Source organism: Calothrix sp. NIES-2100, assembly GCF_963875285.1.
Taxonomy (GTDB): Bacteria; Cyanobacteriota; Cyanobacteriia; order Cyanobacteriales; family Nostocaceae; genus Aulosira.
In genome coordinates, this window is sequence record NZ_CAWNLA010000001.1 from 8,199,560 (window position 1) to 8,216,827 (window position 17,268).

Genomic DNA, 17,268 nt, shown 5'->3' on the forward strand with positions numbered 1-17,268 from the left:
ATAAGCAATTTTCATCTCCCTTTTGGGAAAGGGAAAAGGTTAAGGGGTAAGGGGGAAAGGTTTGAATGGGCCCTTTTCCCTTTCCCCCTTAACCGAACCGTATTGAAATGACTCGCGTAAAGCCTTCTCCCAAGGAACGAGACGCTGCGCGTAGCTTGCTTCCAGGGGTACGGCATAGCTTCTCCTGTTGGAGAGGCTGCGCCCTAAGCGTTCGCGTTGGCGTTAGCGTTAGCGCAGCGTTAGCGAGTCTTCGAGCGTCAGCGGTAGCGACGTAGGAGCGTCAGCCGACGCACCAGAAGCGTCTCGTAGAGAAGCTATGCCGTAGGCTTTACGCTGAGCGCGTTGGCGCAGCCTCTCGCAGAGAAGCGTCCCGCTCTTAAGCGCAATGAAGTACATAAGTTGAGACATTGCCTTGCGCACAAGGCAATTCCTCTTAATTTCTGGCTGGGCAATTGCTGCCTATATGTGAAGAATATTGCCAAAATGCTGAGTTATTCTCAACCAAGTTCATAATTACTACATTTGACTACAGTTAATACCGCCAGATGTGGTGTAACACGATCCAGCACTGGATGATGTCAGGCAATTTGTTGATGAATTCACCATCTTGCAACAAACGTTACTAAATGACTGCTGAAACCTAATAGTAGAATAGGGTACAGAAAGCAGCACCGAAGGGAGGAAGGGAAATTGGATGAACTCAGGGCGGCTCTAGAGCTAGCAACTGAAGAAGAATTGCAGGATTTAACGGCAATTCTGTTTAGTCGTAAGTTCAATCCCTTAGACTATGTTCACACACCAGAACCAATCGAAGTCCAAAGCCAAGACCGCAAGGCTTGGTTAGATACACTTGAGGAGCGTTTTCGCTTTTTAGCAGCAGATGGGATGACGGTCTTGCGGGGACGCACCAACCAGGTAACTTACCGCCAAGCATTAATTCAAGTATGTAAGTATTTAAAAATACCCTATTCTCAGCAACTGGCGACAGTAGATTTAGAAGCAGAAGTATTTTTGCATCTATTAGGGCATGTGTGGAGAAAATTGCCAGAACAAGAAAAGCAAAAATTAACTGTACAGGTGCAGCGTCACCTGATGAAATCAGAAGCCAAACAACCACTACCACTTTTATTGCAACGTGACCCTTTAGGATTAATTTTCAAAGGTGGTAGTGCTTTAGCTGTGACTTCCGTTATTAAACCACTGGTACTTAAACAAATTGCTTGCCAATTTGCTACACACTTTGCTACCTATCAAGTAGCTAAAGAAGCTGCTATTCAAGGAACAGCAGCTACAACTACGCAGTTTCAAAATTACGTAGCCCTGCAAATGGCACGGCGCGGTATGACTGTCAATGCAGCTCGTTATGGCGCGGTGCGTAGTGTTTTTGCATTTATTGGGCCAGTTATGTGGGCTTGGTTCTTTGCAGATTTGGGGTGGAGGGCGATCGCCACTAACTATGGTCGAATTATTCCGACTATCTTTGCTTTAGCGCAAATTCGTCTGACCCGTAGTGAATCTTGGGAGCTAGCTTGAAACAAGCTGTTTACCATCCAAATCCAGCTTTACAATTGCCTTGGAATTTGACTCAAGTGGGACTTGTTCTTTTCCCATTGAGTCCCTTTTTAGGGGCTGTGTTGATAGTTTTGGCATCCTTAATTACTGTGGTGCGCCAATGGGGCAAAATTATCCGCCGTCCCCTGAATTGGGGATTTGCGATTCTGAGTGTATTGCTTATTATTACTGCTGGGTTCGCCTATGACAAAACCCCTGCATTTGTCGGTTTATTTAATTTTGTACCCTATTTCATCGTTTTTGCCGGATTGAGTGCCCTATTTCAAAAAATCGCCCAATTACGGCAAATGGCTTGGATTTTGCTGATTGCTTCTGTGCCCATAACTATTCTGGGCTGGGGACAGTTCTTTTTAGGCTGGACTCTGAATTTAACGTTTTTATGGGTGGTATTAGAGTGGGCGATCGCACCTGGAGGCGAACCACCAGGTCGAATGTCATCAATTTTAATGCACGCTAATACCTTAGGTACTTATTTAGTCATAGTTTTTACTCTAGGCTTAGGTTTAGGGCTAGAGCAATGGCAGTTAATTAAGAGAACAAACCAACACTCTAAAGTACCCCTCATCTTTCTGAGTATTACGGGAATTCTCAATTTCATAGCCTTAATTTTTACCAACTCACGTAATGGCTGGGCGATCGCAATTTCTGTCTGTTTAGCTTATGCACTTTACCAAGGTTGGCGGATTCTCGTAGGGGGTGTTGCTGCGATCGTTACCTGTATTCTGTTAGCAGCGTTTGCTCCCTCACCATTCGCCCAATTTTTTCGCCGCTTCGTTCCCGCTTTCTTTTGGGCGCGGTTAAACGACGATATGTATCCCGATAGGCCTGTTGCTTTAATGCGCAAAACCCAATGGGAATTTGCTTGGGTTTTAACTCAGCAACATCCTTGGACGGGCTGGGGATTACGCAATTTCACCGGATTATACCAAGCGAAAATGCAGATTTCTCTAGGTCATCCCCACAACTTATTTTTAATGCTATCGGCTGAAACTGGTCTACCTAGTACTCTGTTATTTTGTGGTTTAATTGGCTGGATTTTGTTTGCAGCGGTTAAATTACTGCAAAAATCAAAATTCCCAATTCCCGAAGATAGATTGATATTTTTCACATATATTGTCGCCTTATTCGGGTGGTTACTATCTAATACTGTTGATGTCACTCTCTACGATTTCCGCTTGAATACACTGTCATGGTTGATGTTATCTGCGGTTTGCGGATTAGTCTATCGCTACAACCAAGATGATAAATTGAGAGCTAGAGAAAATTAGCCTTGCCCAGATTTTTCAGTGTATATACCGGAGTCATTTATTGTTAACAGTTAATAAAATTACGATATTCACGTCTGTGAGTGTGGCTAATCCAAGTTAGTCACTGTTGCTGATTGTTGGGAAGGTGTACGGATAACCCTTCTGGGGGTTTTCCTGCATAATAGGCATCTCTTGCAGATGCCTTTTTTTTATCATTCTGTTGTGATAAACACATCAAGAATATTGCACCCAAAAATCTCAGAATTTGTGTATGAAAACATTCTCTTCATGGTTATCAGTTGTCACAACTTCTTTAGGTTTATTAACCTTAAATTTTGCAATTTCTTTTCCTGCAAAAGCTTCAGTTGTCTGTGAAACAGGCACTATTACTAATCATGCCAATGGTTCCTTGGCAACTTGTATCCTTAGCCAGGATATAAATTTGCAAATTTCCAGTCTGAACACAGATACATCTAATTTTAGATGTAAAGGTCAAAATTATCTCTCTGTTAATGAAAAAGGACAGTTTACAAGTTGCATCCTTGCAGAAGAAATGAAAATTATTAAAGGTAATACAGTAGAAACTTGTCTACCGCAATATAAAGTAGAGGTTTCAACTTCTGAAGATGGTAGTCTGGTGATTTCTTGTCAGAGTTTGAGATTATCATCCTTAAACCTGTAGCTGTTGAGGAGAAAACATAACTATATTTAGAAGGGGAAAGGGGAAAGGGGAAAAACCTTTAACCTTTTACCCTTAGTTCGGTTTAATCGCGCCTACTTACTTAAGTCAGATGGGGCTAAGTTGATTTGAGCGATCGCTCCACTAGGTAGAATGGTTTTGTCAGTAATCGAAAAATCACGCTTCCGTAGCCAATCTTATGCTCACAACAGCTAACTTCCTTCAATATACCCAATGGTCAGGTATTGCCACGTTGGTATTTGCCGCCTTGACAGTGCTGGGTTTAATTTTTAAATGGGGCATTCGCTTTCGGCTGGTGGGTACGACTGGTTTTATGCTGGTGCTGACAGGTGGTTTATTTGCACTCTCGTTAGTACCTTTGAGTCGCACTGTCATTCCTGGTGCGGTGCGGTTCACTCTAGTTTATGATAATGGTGCTACACACGCAGTAATTGCAACCTCACCCGATATTACGCCTTCAGCATTAGAAGCAACTTTACGTCAAGCAGCGAGTAATCTGTATTCTTATGGCCGCTTAGGTTCAAAGACTGACAACCAACTGACAATTCGTGCCCGGACTCTGATTCATCCAGAACCAGGGGTTTCTGTGCCACTATACTTGGGACAAATCAAGCGATCGCTCGTTAGTCGTGAAAACGCGGAAATAACTGTGGAAATTTACCCAGAAAAATTTGCGCAATTGCCAAAGCCCACCGCTTAGAAATATCGGCCATAAAATGTGAAGCATAACAAATTCTTTTCGTTATGCCTCACGTTAAATTCAACCTGCCTAAAAAGCATCAAGCTTAGTTCACGTTAGTTGACTAAAATTGATTTCGGTTCAATTTGCGATCGCCCATTACCGTGATACACTAGGGCTGCCATTCCGTGTTCTGAAGCTCTTAACTCCTGGTCAGAGATTTCTGGTTCCTTGGTATAGACTGAACTCAGCAAGATATTCAGCACTCCACTTTCTTCAGCCTGACGGACGGCGCTATGGGTAATGAGTTCGCCCACATTCAAAATCACGTTGTCTTGTGGGTCAAGAATGACACGGGTAACCGGACGACCTAGTGCTTGTTCAATCCGTTGCTTTTTCATTGCCCTGGCACTGCGTCCCTGTAACTTTTCAGACTGCTTTTTCAAGGTTTGCCAGAAAGTATTGAGGTTCTCTTGGGCGACGCTTACCCCGTCGCGCATTTGAACTTTGGTTTCTAACCATGTTTCACTTGCACCAGAACGAACTGCGGTTGCCAAATCTAAACCAGCAGCGTTGAGTAATTCTGCTTCTTTACCGTAAGTCTGGGCACGTTCGAGGACGGATTCGGTCACAATTTGCCCAGATGCGGCAATAATTAAGCCGTCGTTAGCCCGCACTGTTTGCAGGACTCTGCGCCCTTTTGCTTGCTGAATCGCTACCTGTGTAGCCAGCCCATCAATTGAGTGACGCAGATTAGCGACGCTACTGTGAGTTGCGTTGCCAATGCGATTGCTCGTAGATTCTGCTGCTGCTTGCAGATTCCGGCTGATGTTTGCAGTCAAACTGCCACCTGTAGCTCGATAAAGTTCATCAAGGATACCCAGGCGATCGCTTACTTCTGCATCATCGGGTGTAACTTCCTGTCCCTGTAGTAAAAGTATACTCCCGTCTGGAGTCAGCACATCTCGTTCAACTTGCTTGCCAATCACATATAGCTTTTGCTGTGCCGGATCAACCAAATTGTTTGTTAGTGAAGTAGTCGCATTTTGATTGAAGTCTTGCAGTTTGCTGCTAGTAGCATCAGTAGCCGCTTGCAATTGCTCAGTTGCATTCTGGCTGACTTCCTGTAGCCTGCGGTTCACGTTCTCTACTGAGTTTTGCAGTTGCTCATTCACAGTTTGAGCGACTGTTTGCAGTCTGCGGTTGGCACTATCAGCCGAGTTTTGGAATCTATCCTCAGTTGCGTTCACAGCGCCTCTGATACCACCAACTTGTTCTGCCATCATTTGAGCAGTTTCTGGCGGCACAAAGGCAACATCGTCACCAATTTTCAGTGTTTCGGGAGCAGGAACAAACGATCGCCCAGAGTAAGCATCGGCAAACACACCGCCGGAAACTTCATATCCTTCCACCAGTCCACTATGCTCATCAAAGAACAAATCAACCAGTCCCCCAAGGTTGAGTCCCTCAGTGGTGAGAATTTTCGTTCCTCTCAGGACGATACCCTTGTGCAAAATCTCTTTAATTGCCGGAATCCGATGTGCTTCAACAACAGATGCTTTTGAGTTAACTACGATCGCATCTAAGCCTATAGCTTGCACCTCTTGCAAGGGAATTACCTTTGCATCCCGAAACAGTCCCTTCTCTTCTACCAAAAAGCCCAAAATTTGATTGCGATTTTGATCAAAAATTAAATCTAGAATTCGCTCAATTTTCTTACCCGCATCGTATGTGACGACCACTTTATCGATAACATCACTACCTTTACGCATTTATCCCTCGCAGTTATTATTGATTAGGTTGTTCGATTACTTGTTCGTTGCTTGGCTGAATTTTTAGCTGAAAATATCGTCCCTCTTGCCCAAAACCAGGAACAATGTCAATCACGCCAAAGTATTCCAGGCATACCCCAAAGATGGCGAGCAGGATGATGAGGACTGTGATGTTTGCTCCTGTATTAGAGCGCTGTCCTACAAGTCTAGGCATTTTTCCCTCTGATTATTTATTGTGGTTTTTATCGCTCAACTTGCTGTAAATATTAAGCAAATTTAGCTAAATCACGAATGGCATATATATCTATCTTTAGACATATATAATCGCTAATTTTTTCTAAAAAAGTAATAAATTTTTTAGAAAAATCTATTACCCAAAGCAGAGTTTTTTCTGCCGATTTATTGTACTTATTTTGTTAAATAAATATGGTTATTTTTAGCGTTAATACTATTGTATTGCCGAAAAGATAATTTTAGTTAATCTTGTTAAAAATATTCCTATAAAATTTAAATCTTTCGGATAAATTATACAAATTATACGCTATTAAAACGCCAGATGAAACATGATTTGAAACAACAGCCTGTCATACTCAAACTTGTAAAGAGATTACACAAAACTTAGGGTAAATCACATGGCTGACATTGTAGATACTGCTGTTAGTGCTGGTTCTTTCGGTACTTTGGTTGCTGCTGTTAAAGCTGCTGGTCTAGTAGAGACTCTCAAAGGTATTGGCCCATTCACCGTTTTTGCACCTACTGATGCAGCGTTTGCTAAACTTCCCGCAGGTACAGTAGATGCATTGCTGAAGGACATTCCCAAACTTAAAAAAATCCTGACCTATCATGTCGTTTCTGGCAAGGTGCTAGCGGCTGATGTAGTTAAAATGAAATCAGCTAAAACGGTTGAAGGTGAAGATGTGAAAATTGACGCTTCTCATGGTGTCAAAATAAATAATGCCACAGTTACAACACCAGATGTTGCGGCTGATAATGGCGTTATCCACATCATTGATACAGTTTTAATGCCTGCATAAATAATTGCTGAGATAGCAATTACTTTTAGTCGATACATCACAACCACCAAGATGTATTAGACTTCTTAGAGGTTGTTTGTAAAGTATCAAGTTGTATCAAGATCCCCCTAGCCCCCTTTAAAAAAGGGGGGAAAACTTCTTAAAGTCCCCCTTAAAAAGGGGGATTTAGGGGGATCGAAAAGTTTTTGATACATCACCGACAACTTTTAAAACATCCTCTTAAGTAGGTCAACCAAAGAAAACGTAAGATGTCATTGCGAGGAGGAACGACGAAGCAATCCCAGTCCACAGCGATTGCTTCGTTCCTCGCAATGACAAAAGCATATGATATTTATTTAGGTTGAGCTACTTACCAAAATCTGAATTAAACCAAAATTAACCTGAGTCACACACAGATAAAATCTAGATTTATCTGTGTTTTCTGTTGTGAGATCAACCGACAAATTCTATTGCCATTCCCTATCCTCAAGTTCCTTTTGAGGTAACAATAAAGTTGCTTCAATTTCCTGCCTGATAGCAGCTGTCACCTCACAATTGCTATTCAGGCAATCGAGCAATAGCTGATTGGCATCATAATAACGTTGCAGTACTTGTTGTTGTTCTGGGCTAAACTGCCAGTGGTGGTGAATATTACGATAATTCGTGATCGTCATCTTTAATTGTTCAACCCAGGCTGAAGAGTTTGCTCGCCACCATGCCTGAAATTTTTCTCCATTTTGATGAGAATTCGGCAATTGATCTCTGAGTTGTTGCAAGGATTTTTGCAATCCAGCATCCAGAACAATGCCCAAAATGTTCGAGAGAGCATCTCCACAGGCATAAGCATAGGCAAAATCTTGACTGTGGTCAATTGCACTCCCTAGTAGCAGGTTATCCAACGCTGCATCCAGAAACATCCCTTGGTCAAGGGTGCAAGCCAAGGCAAAGTGAGCAGCCACATGAGGAGTCCGAGAAAGGGCAAGGTAAAATGCTCGCACTGTTGCATCCTTGGGTGCTGTGGGAGCAGTACGAGATTTTTGGCTAGCCCAGGATAAAAACTCTTGTAGATAAGGGTCTTGAGCTACTAGCGCATCAATTTGTTGCTTCATCAACTGCATCAGGGAGTCTGCACTTCTGAGCATACTAGCGGTCAACAAGAAGATTTCGCGCCAGTGAGGGTCTGTGATGTGACTCACTAGTCCTCCTAGCGCTTGCTCTAATGCCTCTAGGTTATGGCTGGCAACAATTTTTCTCGCAGTGAAGTATTCTTGAAACGCCAGATAAGAGAAGGAAAAAATGCCTCGTGCCCGTTCTGCCAGTAGCCCATGTTGCGCCTCAATTGCCTTCAGCGCCCCTTCGCTTTTTAGTTGCAGTTCCTCTGCATCTATGGTCATTTCCGACAGATTCTGAATGTAGTCGCTAATATATTGCTCAATTACGCGTTGCTCAAAAAAGTACTGACCTTGCTCAAAGGTTACCGCCGCAATCTGACTCAATAACTTGAGCTTTTGTGGTAATAAAAACCCTTGGTAAACCTCGTCCCGTTCCACACCTTTGGCTTCATCCCATTTGCCCAAAAGAAGATCTAGCCCTTGCTTATAAAACTCCGTCCGCTTAGCCGGAAATTTTTCTTGACCGTGGAACACCCAGCAGGCAAGATGCAGAAATATAGGGGTAACGATGAGTTGGCGAAATTGCCAATTTTCTGGTAAGTCTAGCTTTTTAATAAACTCTTGTGACTGCGCCAGACCACCCTGAGTGTTTGTTTTGGTGAATACTACGAACCATTTTTGCACAAAGGCAATGATTTGTTCTTGGGTAAACGGGGCAATTTCAACATCGGTAAAGCCTCGCAGCCTGAGCTTTTGAGCCGCTGTTCGACAGCTGGCTACAAAGCGATTTTTGTGATATTTTTCCGAAAATCTGCGAATTTCTCCTAAGACAGCATTGCTGTGTTGGTTGAGAACTTCATCCATCCCATCAAGTAACAGCAACACTCTACCTGCTAAAAGCAAGGTTTCAATCACTGACGGATCGGAAATTCCCGAACGATGAAATTCTTGGCGGATATAGTTCAATAAACTAAATTCGCCGTTGCGCCGACACTCTTCAGCAAAATTCCGCAGTGTGATGAAAATAGGAACTTGGTTCGCCGCAAATGCACCGTTGTTACACTCAATGGCGAGATGTTGCAAAAATGTGGTTTTTCCTACCCCCGGTTTACCCAGCACCCTCAGCTTGGAGTAGGTTTCGACTGCTTGTATACCTGATATTTGTTGTTGAGAAACTTCACCTATTCCAATGCGGTCAAATTCTTCTGGATTCAGGTTTTGTAAGTTAGACATCTCAAACAACTGAAGGCTGGGAATTTCCTCCAAAATATTGACATCAATATATATGTCATCGATGCCAACAGGGCGGCTGATGTCCAATAACTGTAAGATACCGCATTGGTCTTGAATTTTTTCTCGGCGTTGCGATCGCACTTTTTGCACCAACGCATCAATAACCAAGACAGAAGCCTGAGCGCGTTCTCCGGGATCTGAGAATTCTGCTGGGGGATTATCCGCAATTTCTCGCCAATTCAGATCTAATACAGAACAAATTTCTAAAAATATATGACGTTCAACCGGACGACCCGTGAAAAACCGCCAAATGGGTTGTCTAGTCTTTAAATTAACTTCACCTGCCAAATTTTCCTGCGTCCATCCCTTAAGGGCGAATGCTCGTTTAGCCTGTTGAATCCCTGTGAGTGATGCTTGGAGCGATCGCCTGACCATAAAATAAAAAGCTCATATTTAAAACTTAGAATTTCAATTTTTATGTACACTATGGATTTTCTAGGTTTTTCTATGCTATTGAATCTTCCCCTTGGGTGAAGTTATACACACGCCAAAGGATGTATTCTAATTGTATCGAAATCAAACCATTTAAAATTTATTCCCACTGAAAATAGGGGTCAATTTGTGGAATCTATTCTCTAAAAACCTGATGAATATTGAGTTTTTGGCTTCTGTGTATAAGTAAACGACTGTAAATGGCAAATTTTCGGGATTTAAGATTACTTTTATATATTTTTGTAACAAATTCAAATATGATGAACTTATATTATAAGTCTCCAACATTTGCCAAGACCTAATTTCCAGCCCCGCTCTTTCATGCTTTAGAAGTACCCCATCTATCGTTGCATGGTTATCTGCACCTAATGGCTAAATTCTAGGGTCAGTTATGTTTTTTGAGGTTCTCTATGTTATCTGAACAAGAATATAAAATAGATATATTAGGTAATATTCCCTTTATATCCATTCATATTGGTACCCTGTTAATTTTTTGGGTAGGTTTTAGTTGGGTTGCTTTGATTACATGCTTTGCACTCTGGTTCATTCGGATGTTTGGAGTCACAGCAGGATACCACCGTTATTTTTCACATCGCACTTATAAAACAACCCGTTGGTTTCAGTTTATTCTGGCTGTGATCGGTAATTCTGCTGCCCAGTTAGGGCCACTATGGTGGGCAGCACATCATCGTCATCATCACCACTATTCAGACACAAAACAAGATATTCATTCACCTATTGTTCATGGTTTTTGGTGGTCGCATATTGGCTGGGTGATGTGCCCTAAATATTCCCAAACAGATGAAAAGAAAGTTCGAGATTTTGCACAATATCCCGAATTGCAGTGGTTAAATCGTTTTCACATGATTGTACCTATTGTTCTAGCAATCATATTAACTGTAATTGGTATAGTATTTCAGCAATATATTCCTCAGCTAAAAACCAATGGCTTACAGATGCTTGCCTGGGGATTTTTCTTAAGTACTTTACTGCTTTATCACTCGACTTTTACAATTAATTCTCTTGCCCATATCTTTGGTGATCGTCGTTTTAACACAATCGATAGTAGTCGCAATAATTGGTTTTTAGCTTTAATTACTCTCGGTGAAGGTTGGCATAATAATCATCATTTCTATCCAGCTTCAGAACGTCAAGGATTCTATTGGTGGGAAATAGATGTTACTCATTACATTCTGACGCTACTTGCATGGCTGGGAATTGTTTGGAATTTAAGAACTCCTCCTAAACAAATCTATGAGCAGTTGTCTTTAAAATCGGCAGATAAAACTTCTCAAGTGATCAATATTAGCGATAGCGATGTCGATTGAATAATGGGGACTGGGGACAAGGAGGACAAGGGGGACAAAGAAGAAGGGAACTCATGTCCCATGCCCCATGCCCACTTGCCCTGAGCGGAGCCGTTCGCGTAGCGGACGCACCAGAAGGGATGCCCAATGCCCATTTTCTTACCGTTTATCTCGTAGTTAATCAAATAAACCAAGAAATAAAACAGCAACCTATCATGCTGTAGAAGTAAGGAAAATAATGCGAAATTATTGCCCTCTACCTAAATAACTCTCGTATTGGGATTACCGAGAGTTGTTAGCACTAATTACACACGGAATCCCAATTGGAGCCGCTATGTATTCAAATAATGAATTTTCTCCTACTTCTCCATTTCTCCAAGGGCTGCGAGTACTTTTTGTAGACGATAATGTCGATTGTTGTGATTTGATCACACAGACGTTACAAAACTATGGTGTAGAGGTGCAAACTGCATTTTCAGTCCAGCAAGCCCTGGAAACGTTTATGCAATGGCAACCTGATATCCTTGTCAGTGATATTGCTTTACCAAAAGAAGATGGTTATGTCCTGATTCATCAAGTCAGAAAACTTACAACAAAGCTAGGAAAATGCGTACCAGCTATTGCGATGACAGGCTGTGTAAATGAACAGATGCATCAACGTACTATGCTAGCTGGGTTTGATTTGTGGGTGCCCAAACCTGTGGAGCTTGATGAGTTAGTGGCTATGCTTGGCATTTTAGCAATTCGCCAAAAGTCTTCATCTGCGATCGCTCTAGTGAGTGGTGAATAATGTCGTTAAGCCGGCGATCTAAGTTTTGAAAGGTAGTGATATCCAGCATTTTCAAGTAAGTAGAATGGCGTAATTAAACATAAGATAGACCTAACCCCCAACCCCTTCCCTACGTCCCTTGCGCGTCTCCCCTTGAGAGAAGAGAGGGAAGGGGAGAGGTTTGGAGAGAGGTCTTACATTTAATTAAGCCCACCCACTTATTTACGGTATAAAAAATTAGCAATAGGGCAGTGACTATTTATATTTATAGACAATTACCCACTAATTTGTGAATGTTTTTTAGTAAAAGAATATTGAAATAATTCAGATCTGAAACTTTCTTTACTTTTCCTGTCGAAGTTAATCAAATAACCCCATAAATCAAACAGTCACTTGTCATAATACAGGGGAATCAATCAGAAATCATTCACTGTCCAGTTAAAACCTATTTGGGGCGATCGACTTTTTACAACTACTTGCCTGTTAAATCGCGATCGGAGTTGTCATGTATACAAATAATGAATTTCCTACTAATTTTTCATCCCTTCAAGGGCTGCGAGTACTTGTTGTAGATGATAATGTCGATTGCTGCGATTTGATGACGCTGTTGCTGCAAATTTATGGTGTGGAGGTGCAAACAGCGTTTTCAGTCCAGGTGGCTCTAGAAATCTTTAGGCAATGGCAGCCTGATGTCCTCGTGAGTGATCTGGCTTTGCCAAAGGAGGATGGCTTTGATTTGATTCACCAATTGAGAACCAAAGCCGGAGAGGGAGGGGAAGCGGTGCTAGCCATTGCTGTAACAGGCTATGCTGATGAAAAGATGAGTAAACGTGCGCTGTCTGCTGGGTTTGACATGTTGTTTGCCAAACCCCTGGATTTTGATGAATTCCTGACTGTGCTTGCCTGTTTAGTGATTTGCCAAAAGTCTTCATATGCGATCGCTCAACGGATTTTAGGTCATACCTCTACAGATGGCGATCTAAGTCTTGAAAAGCAGTTAGCTGTGGCATTTCCAGGCTAGCCCCTCAGGGGAAAAACCCACAACCAAACAAGAAAATCTCTCTTCTCTAGCCCCTCTTTTTAAGACAGCATCACTTTTTTTTAAACCCGATCAACAAATTAATCTAATTTCGTTCTGGAGATTTTGAACAATGTCTTTTACTATCGACTCTGCACGCTCGATTTTTCCGAATACTCAAGTTGCTAATGCAGTTCCCGCTATTGTTGAATCATTCAATCAACTGATTGGTGAGGATCAGTTGGCTTTACTTTGGTTTGCCTATACCGAGATGGGAGCTACAATCACTCCCGCTGCTATGGGAGCAGCTAATATGGTGTTCGCAGAAAAAACCCTGACTGAAATTAAGCAAATGCCTGCTTTAAAGCAAACGCAAGTTATGTGCGATTTAATTAATCATACTGATACAGATATCTGCCATACCTATGCCTCTTTTGGCACGAATATCAAGCTGGGCTTCTGGTATCAGTTAAGCGAGTGGATGAAACAGGGAATAGTTGCTCCCATTCCAGAAGGTTATAAAATGTCTGCGAAGGCATCAGATGTTCTCCAAGCGATCCGTCAACTTGAAGGTGGGCAGCAACTGAGCGTATTTCAGGAGATTGTCATCAATATGGGATATTCTCCAACGGATGGTACTCAAAAAATCACACAACCTGTTATTCCACCTAAAAATATCGCACCGCGAACTAAAGTCAAGATTCAGGGAATCGATAACGTGACTGTTTTGAGCTACATGGAGAACATGAACGTCTTTGACTTTGAGGCATCTGTGGCTTTATTTGCTCAAAACGGTGGACTACAACCCCCTTTCCATGAACCAATTGTCGGTCAAGAGTCCATCCTCTCGTATATGCGTGAAGAATGCTACGGACTCAAGCTGCTCCCTGAGCAAGGTGTATCTGAGTCAGCAGCAGAAGAGTTTACTCAAATTAAAGTGACAGGGAAAGTGCAAACTGCCTGGTTTGGTGACAATGTGGGAATAAACCTAGCATGGCGATTCTTGATCGATCCTCAAGGCAAAATTTTCTTTTTGGCTATTGACATTTTGGCTTCTCCCGAAGAACTACTCAACCTCAGCCTCTTAAGGTAGAACAGGTTTGCGAAACCCAACATTTATGGGTTTGTTGGGTTTCGACTTTGGTTTGGGGAAAAGGTGACTGCATTTGGTTAAACCTAGTCCATTTTGAAACCTGGAGTAGCTACGAAGAGTAGGGAGCAAGATGCTCCCACTACTTTTAAAACTATGCTTCTCAAAATAGATGTGGGTTAAATGTTTTTTCCCCTTTCCCATTCTCCTTTTTTCCGGAATTTTCTTATATTGTGTTTTTTGCACCACTCATCAAGTGCATATTCCTCCGCCATCGAATTGATATTTGTTATGTCTGACAAGCTTTTTGCACAACTAATGCTGCGTCATCTAGTCAGTATATTCCAGTAAGCAGAATCTAATTTTTCGGTTATCATTAAAACAATTATGTTTTTGTATCTCAGTATACAATAATCATTTTTTTTAGTTTAAGATATTAATCTAGCGATGCCATTGATGAGAAAAAGTTAATCAGCCTGTTGGTGATGGGTAATGGTGACAGAAGAAATTATTAGTTCTTCCTCAGCCCAAACCCCACATGACCAAAGCCTTTTCCTTCTTTCTCTGGGAGTGGTATTGTTAATTAGTTATACGGTTATTCAAAACTTTGATAGTTCGGAATTTAAGGATAATGGGCAATAGAGAATTGAGCTATACTGTCAAACTGCTCATCCAGTTGGCAATTGGCTTAGTTGATGTCATTCCCCAATTCTACTAGTTGAGGCATCAGGATTGCTGATAGTGGCAAACAGCCTAACTTATATCACTTTTATTTTGTTAAGAAATATCAAGGTTTTGGCAAACTAGTTATATGCCCAATCAAATTTCTACTCAACCCTTGTCTACTCAAACACCTAGTTCATTATTGACGCTGGCGATCGCGCCTGCAAAAGTAATTCGTGGCTCCAGTGTATTAAAATCGGCAGCAGCAGAGATTGCCCAACTGGGAAGTCGTCCCTTAATTGTGGCAGGCGATGTCTTACGACAAGTCGCTTCGCGTCTACGCACTTTGGGGATGACCCAAGAAAGTTTGTCACCGATTTTAGAACAAAAACAGCTACACATAGCCCAAGCTGATTATGGTGCAGATTGCTGTGAAGTTAGTCTGAAATCTTTACGCAAAGCCGCAAAAGAACATAAAGCTGATTTGATTATCGGTGTTGGTGGTGGTAAAGCACTGGATACAGCGAAATTAGTCGCCCATCAGTTGCAATTACCAGTAGTCACCATTCCCACCTCAGCGGCTACCTGCGCGGCTTGGTCTGCCCTATCGAACGTGTATTCTGAAACAGGGGCGTTTCTTTATGATGTCGCCCTATCTCGCTGTCCAGATTTACTGATCCTCGATTACGATTTGATCCAAACTGCCCCACAGCATACTTTAGTAGCAGGGATTGGGGATGCGATCGCTAAATGGTACGAAGCCTCGGTAAGTAGCGGACATTCACAACAAACTCTCACTATTGCCGCAGTTCAACAAGCACGAGTTTTGCGGGATATCTTATTTCAAAAGTCAGTCACCGCTTTGCAAGAACCAGGTAGTGAAGTTTGGCGCGAAGTTGTAGATGCTACAGTGTTAATGGCTGGGGTGATTGGCGGACTCGGAGGTGCCCAGTGTCGTACCGTTGCTGCCCATGCCGTGCATAATGGTTTAACTCATGTTGCTGGCCATAGCAGTATTCACGGTGAAAAAGTTGCCTATGGAATTTTAGTGCAACTGCGGTTAGAAGAAATGGTACAGGGCAATCAGCTAGCAGCAGCTGCAAGGCAACAATTGTTGAAATTCTATGCAGAGATTGGACTACCACAAAAATTGAGTGATTTGGGATTGGGCAATATTACCCTAGCCCAACTGCAAAACGCTGCGGAAATCGCCCTAATTCCGAATTCCGATATCCATCGACTACCGTTTAAAGTAGCCCTGGAACAGTTAATGGCGGCGATGGTTTCTACCACTGCACCAGTAGATAGTCGAGACACGGTAAATCGCGTCTCAGTTAGGGGAGTAAGTGACGAGGTTGAGCAATGAGTTTGGATTGGATTGTTCCAGCAGAACGGATACAGAAGCTACCACCCTATGTATTTGCCCGTCTAGATGAGCTAAAGGCAAAAGCGCGGGAACAAGGGCTAGATTTAATTGATTTGGGCATGGGAAACCCAGATGGCGCGACACCACAACCGGTGGTAGAAGCAGCAATAGAAGCATTGCAAAATCCTGCCAATCACGGTTATCCGCCCTTTGAGGGAACTGCTAGTTTTCGCCGTGCTATTACTAATTGGTACGATCGCCGTTACGGTGTCTCTCTCGATCCCGATAGCGAAGCCTTACCGCTACTCGGTTCTAAAGAAGGATTAACTCATTTAGCGATCGCCTACATTAATCCTGGGGATTTAGTTCTTGTCCCTTCTCCCGCCTATCCCGCCCATTTTCGCGGCCCGGTAATCGCTGGCGGACAAGTTTACAGCTTGATTCTCAAACCAGAAAACGACTGGTTAATTGATTTAGGGGCGATTCCCGAAGAAGTTGCCCAAAAAGCCAAAATCCTCTATTTCAACTATCCCAGCAATCCCACAGCTGCCACTGCACCCCGCGAATTCTTTGAGGAAATCGTGGCTTTTGCCCGGAAATATGAAATTCTCTTAGTGCATGACTTATGTTATGCCGAATTAGCTTTTGACGGTTATCAACCCACTAGCTTATTAGAAATTCCCGGTGCAAAAGAAATTGGTGTAGAGTTTCACACCTTATCGAAAACCTATAATATGGCGGGTTGGCGTGTGGGGTTTGTAGTCGGTAACCGCCATGTAATTCAAGGCTTGCGGACTTTAAAAACCAACTTAGATTATGGTATATTTGCCGCCTTGCAAACAGCCGCCGAAACTGCATTGCAACTACCCGATGTATACTTGCATGAAGTCCAACAACGCTACCGCACCCGCCGCGATTTCCTCATAGAAGGGTTAGGAAAGTTAGGTTGGGATATTCCCAAAACCAAAGCAACTATGTATCTTTGGGTGAAATGTCCTGAGGGCGTTGGTTCCACAGATTTTGCCTTAGATGTATTGCAACAAACTGGCGTTGTCGTTACCCCAGGTAATGCCTTTGGCGTTGCTGGCGAAGGGTATGTCAGAATCAGTTTAATTGCCGACTGCGATCGCTTGGGTGAAGCTTTACACAGGTTTAAACAAGCTGGGATTCATTACTAATAGCCATTGTCAGACACAATAATTAGACGCGAGATCTCGCGTCTAATTTAGTATTTA

The 17,268-nt window shown here is 42.6% G+C and carries 15 protein-coding genes; 12 read left to right on the forward strand and 3 right to left on the reverse strand.

Annotated features, from left to right (window positions below; all coding sequences use genetic code 11):
• Nucleotides 1-690 precede the first annotated feature (690 nt).
• From AACU32_RS33375 to AACU32_RS33390, 4 genes are all read left to right on the forward strand, one after another.
• Nucleotides 691-1,533 carry a YaaW family protein gene (locus AACU32_RS33375; RefSeq protein ID WP_096606277.1) on the forward strand — a complete coding sequence of 281 codons (843 nt, stop codon included), beginning with the start codon at nucleotides 691-693 and terminating at the stop codon, nucleotides 1,531-1,533.
• Nucleotides 1,515-2,840, forward strand: a complete 1,326-nt coding sequence (locus AACU32_RS33380) for an O-antigen ligase family protein (RefSeq protein WP_096606279.1) — start codon at nucleotides 1,515-1,517, stop codon at nucleotides 2,838-2,840. The genes AACU32_RS33375 and AACU32_RS33380 overlap by 19 nt, the downstream gene beginning before the upstream one ends.
• A gap of 250 nt (nucleotides 2,841-3,090) precedes the next feature.
• Entirely contained in the window at nucleotides 3,091-3,501 is a 411-nt protein-coding gene (locus tag AACU32_RS33385) for a hypothetical protein (RefSeq protein WP_096606281.1), read from the forward strand.
• Between the two features lie 196 nt (nucleotides 3,502-3,697).
• Nucleotides 3,698-4,219, forward strand: coding sequence for a Ycf51 family protein (locus tag AACU32_RS33390; protein WP_096606283.1), 522 nt, complete (start codon nucleotides 3,698-3,700; stop codon nucleotides 4,217-4,219).
• Nucleotides 4,220-4,314: 95 nt separating this feature from the next.
• Here AACU32_RS33390 and AACU32_RS33395 read toward each other — a convergent pair whose 3' ends face one another.
• The gene (locus AACU32_RS33395; RefSeq protein ID WP_096606285.1) at nucleotides 4,315-5,970 is read right to left on the reverse strand and encodes a PRC-barrel domain-containing protein; all 1,656 of its coding nucleotides are present in this window, start codon (nucleotides 5,968-5,970) and stop codon (nucleotides 4,315-4,317) included.
• A gap of 16 nt (nucleotides 5,971-5,986) precedes the next feature.
• Nucleotides 5,987-6,184: a hypothetical protein gene (locus AACU32_RS33400; protein WP_096606287.1), complete on the reverse strand. Its 198-nt coding sequence runs from the start codon at nucleotides 6,182-6,184 to the stop codon at nucleotides 5,987-5,989.
• Nucleotides 6,185-6,602: 418 nt separating this feature from the next.
• Here AACU32_RS33400 and AACU32_RS33405 point away from each other — a divergent pair, with 418 nt between their 5' ends.
• Nucleotides 6,603-7,004, forward strand: coding sequence for a fasciclin domain-containing protein (locus tag AACU32_RS33405; RefSeq protein WP_096606289.1), 402 nt, complete (start codon nucleotides 6,603-6,605; stop codon nucleotides 7,002-7,004).
• A gap of 446 nt (nucleotides 7,005-7,450) precedes the next feature.
• Here the strand turns inward: AACU32_RS33405 and AACU32_RS33410 are convergent, their stop codons facing one another.
• Complete coding sequence (locus AACU32_RS33410) at nucleotides 7,451-9,763, reverse strand: NACHT domain-containing protein (RefSeq protein WP_096606291.1); 2,313 nt, start codon at nucleotides 9,761-9,763, stop codon at nucleotides 7,451-7,453.
• Between the two features lie 467 nt (nucleotides 9,764-10,230).
• On the opposite strand from AACU32_RS33410, the gene AACU32_RS33415 reads away from it, so the two are divergent.
• The 7 genes from AACU32_RS33415 (at nucleotide 10,231) to AACU32_RS33445 (ending at nucleotide 17,211) form a co-directional block, all read left to right on the forward strand.
• On the forward strand, nucleotides 10,231-11,148 hold the full coding sequence (locus AACU32_RS33415; RefSeq protein WP_096606293.1) for an acyl-CoA desaturase: 918 nt from the start codon (nucleotides 10,231-10,233) through the stop codon (nucleotides 11,146-11,148).
• Between the two features lie 313 nt (nucleotides 11,149-11,461).
• The gene (locus AACU32_RS33420; protein ID WP_096606297.1) at nucleotides 11,462-11,917 is read left to right on the forward strand and encodes a response regulator; all 456 of its coding nucleotides are present in this window, start codon (nucleotides 11,462-11,464) and stop codon (nucleotides 11,915-11,917) included.
• A gap of 484 nt (nucleotides 11,918-12,401) precedes the next feature.
• Nucleotides 12,402-12,917, forward strand: coding sequence for a response regulator (locus AACU32_RS33425; protein ID WP_096606299.1), 516 nt, complete (start codon nucleotides 12,402-12,404; stop codon nucleotides 12,915-12,917).
• A gap of 130 nt (nucleotides 12,918-13,047) precedes the next feature.
• Complete coding sequence (locus AACU32_RS33430; protein WP_096606301.1) at nucleotides 13,048-14,007, forward strand: orange carotenoid protein N-terminal domain-containing protein; 960 nt, start codon at nucleotides 13,048-13,050, stop codon at nucleotides 14,005-14,007.
• Between the two features lie 489 nt (nucleotides 14,008-14,496).
• A complete protein-coding gene (locus AACU32_RS33435; RefSeq protein ID WP_339378492.1) occupies nucleotides 14,497-14,646 on the forward strand; it encodes a hypothetical protein in 150 nt (49 codons plus the stop codon).
• A 169-nt stretch (nucleotides 14,647-14,815) separates the two neighbouring features.
• Entirely contained in the window at nucleotides 14,816-16,033 is a 1,218-nt protein-coding gene (locus AACU32_RS33440) for an iron-containing alcohol dehydrogenase family protein (protein WP_096606305.1), read from the forward strand.
• On the forward strand, nucleotides 16,030-17,211 hold the full coding sequence (locus AACU32_RS33445) for an aspartate aminotransferase (RefSeq protein WP_096606307.1): 1,182 nt from the start codon (nucleotides 16,030-16,032) through the stop codon (nucleotides 17,209-17,211). Before AACU32_RS33440 ends, AACU32_RS33445 begins: the two co-directional genes overlap by 4 nt.
• The last annotated feature ends 57 nt before the right edge of the window (nucleotides 17,212-17,268 follow it).

Coding starts and splice junctions, on each gene's coding strand:
- AACU32_RS33445 (WP_096606307.1), top strand. CDS start 16,030: ATGAGTTTGGATTGGATTGTTCCAGCAGAACGGATACAGAAGCTACCA.
- AACU32_RS33440 (WP_096606305.1), top strand. CDS start 14,816: ATGCCCAATCAAATTTCTACTCAACCCTTGTCTACTCAAACACCTAGT.
- AACU32_RS33435 (WP_339378492.1), top strand. CDS start 14,497: ATGGTGACAGAAGAAATTATTAGTTCTTCCTCAGCCCAAACCCCACAT.
- AACU32_RS33390 (WP_096606283.1), top strand. CDS start 3,698: ATGCTCACAACAGCTAACTTCCTTCAATATACCCAATGGTCAGGTATT.
- AACU32_RS33430 (WP_096606301.1), top strand. CDS start 13,048: ATGTCTTTTACTATCGACTCTGCACGCTCGATTTTTCCGAATACTCAA.
- AACU32_RS33410 (WP_096606291.1), bottom strand. CDS start 9,763: ATGGTCAGGCGATCGCTCCAAGCATCACTCACAGGGATTCAACAGGCT.
- AACU32_RS33425 (WP_096606299.1), top strand. CDS start 12,402: ATGTATACAAATAATGAATTTCCTACTAATTTTTCATCCCTTCAAGGG.
- AACU32_RS33415 (WP_096606293.1), top strand. CDS start 10,231: ATGTTATCTGAACAAGAATATAAAATAGATATATTAGGTAATATTCCC.
- AACU32_RS33405 (WP_096606289.1), top strand. CDS start 6,603: ATGGCTGACATTGTAGATACTGCTGTTAGTGCTGGTTCTTTCGGTACT.
- AACU32_RS33385 (WP_096606281.1), top strand. CDS start 3,091: ATGAAAACATTCTCTTCATGGTTATCAGTTGTCACAACTTCTTTAGGT.
- AACU32_RS33395 (WP_096606285.1), bottom strand. CDS start 5,970: ATGCGTAAAGGTAGTGATGTTATCGATAAAGTGGTCGTCACATACGAT.
- AACU32_RS33420 (WP_096606297.1), top strand. CDS start 11,462: ATGTATTCAAATAATGAATTTTCTCCTACTTCTCCATTTCTCCAAGGG.
- AACU32_RS33400 (WP_096606287.1), bottom strand. CDS start 6,184: ATGCCTAGACTTGTAGGACAGCGCTCTAATACAGGAGCAAACATCACA.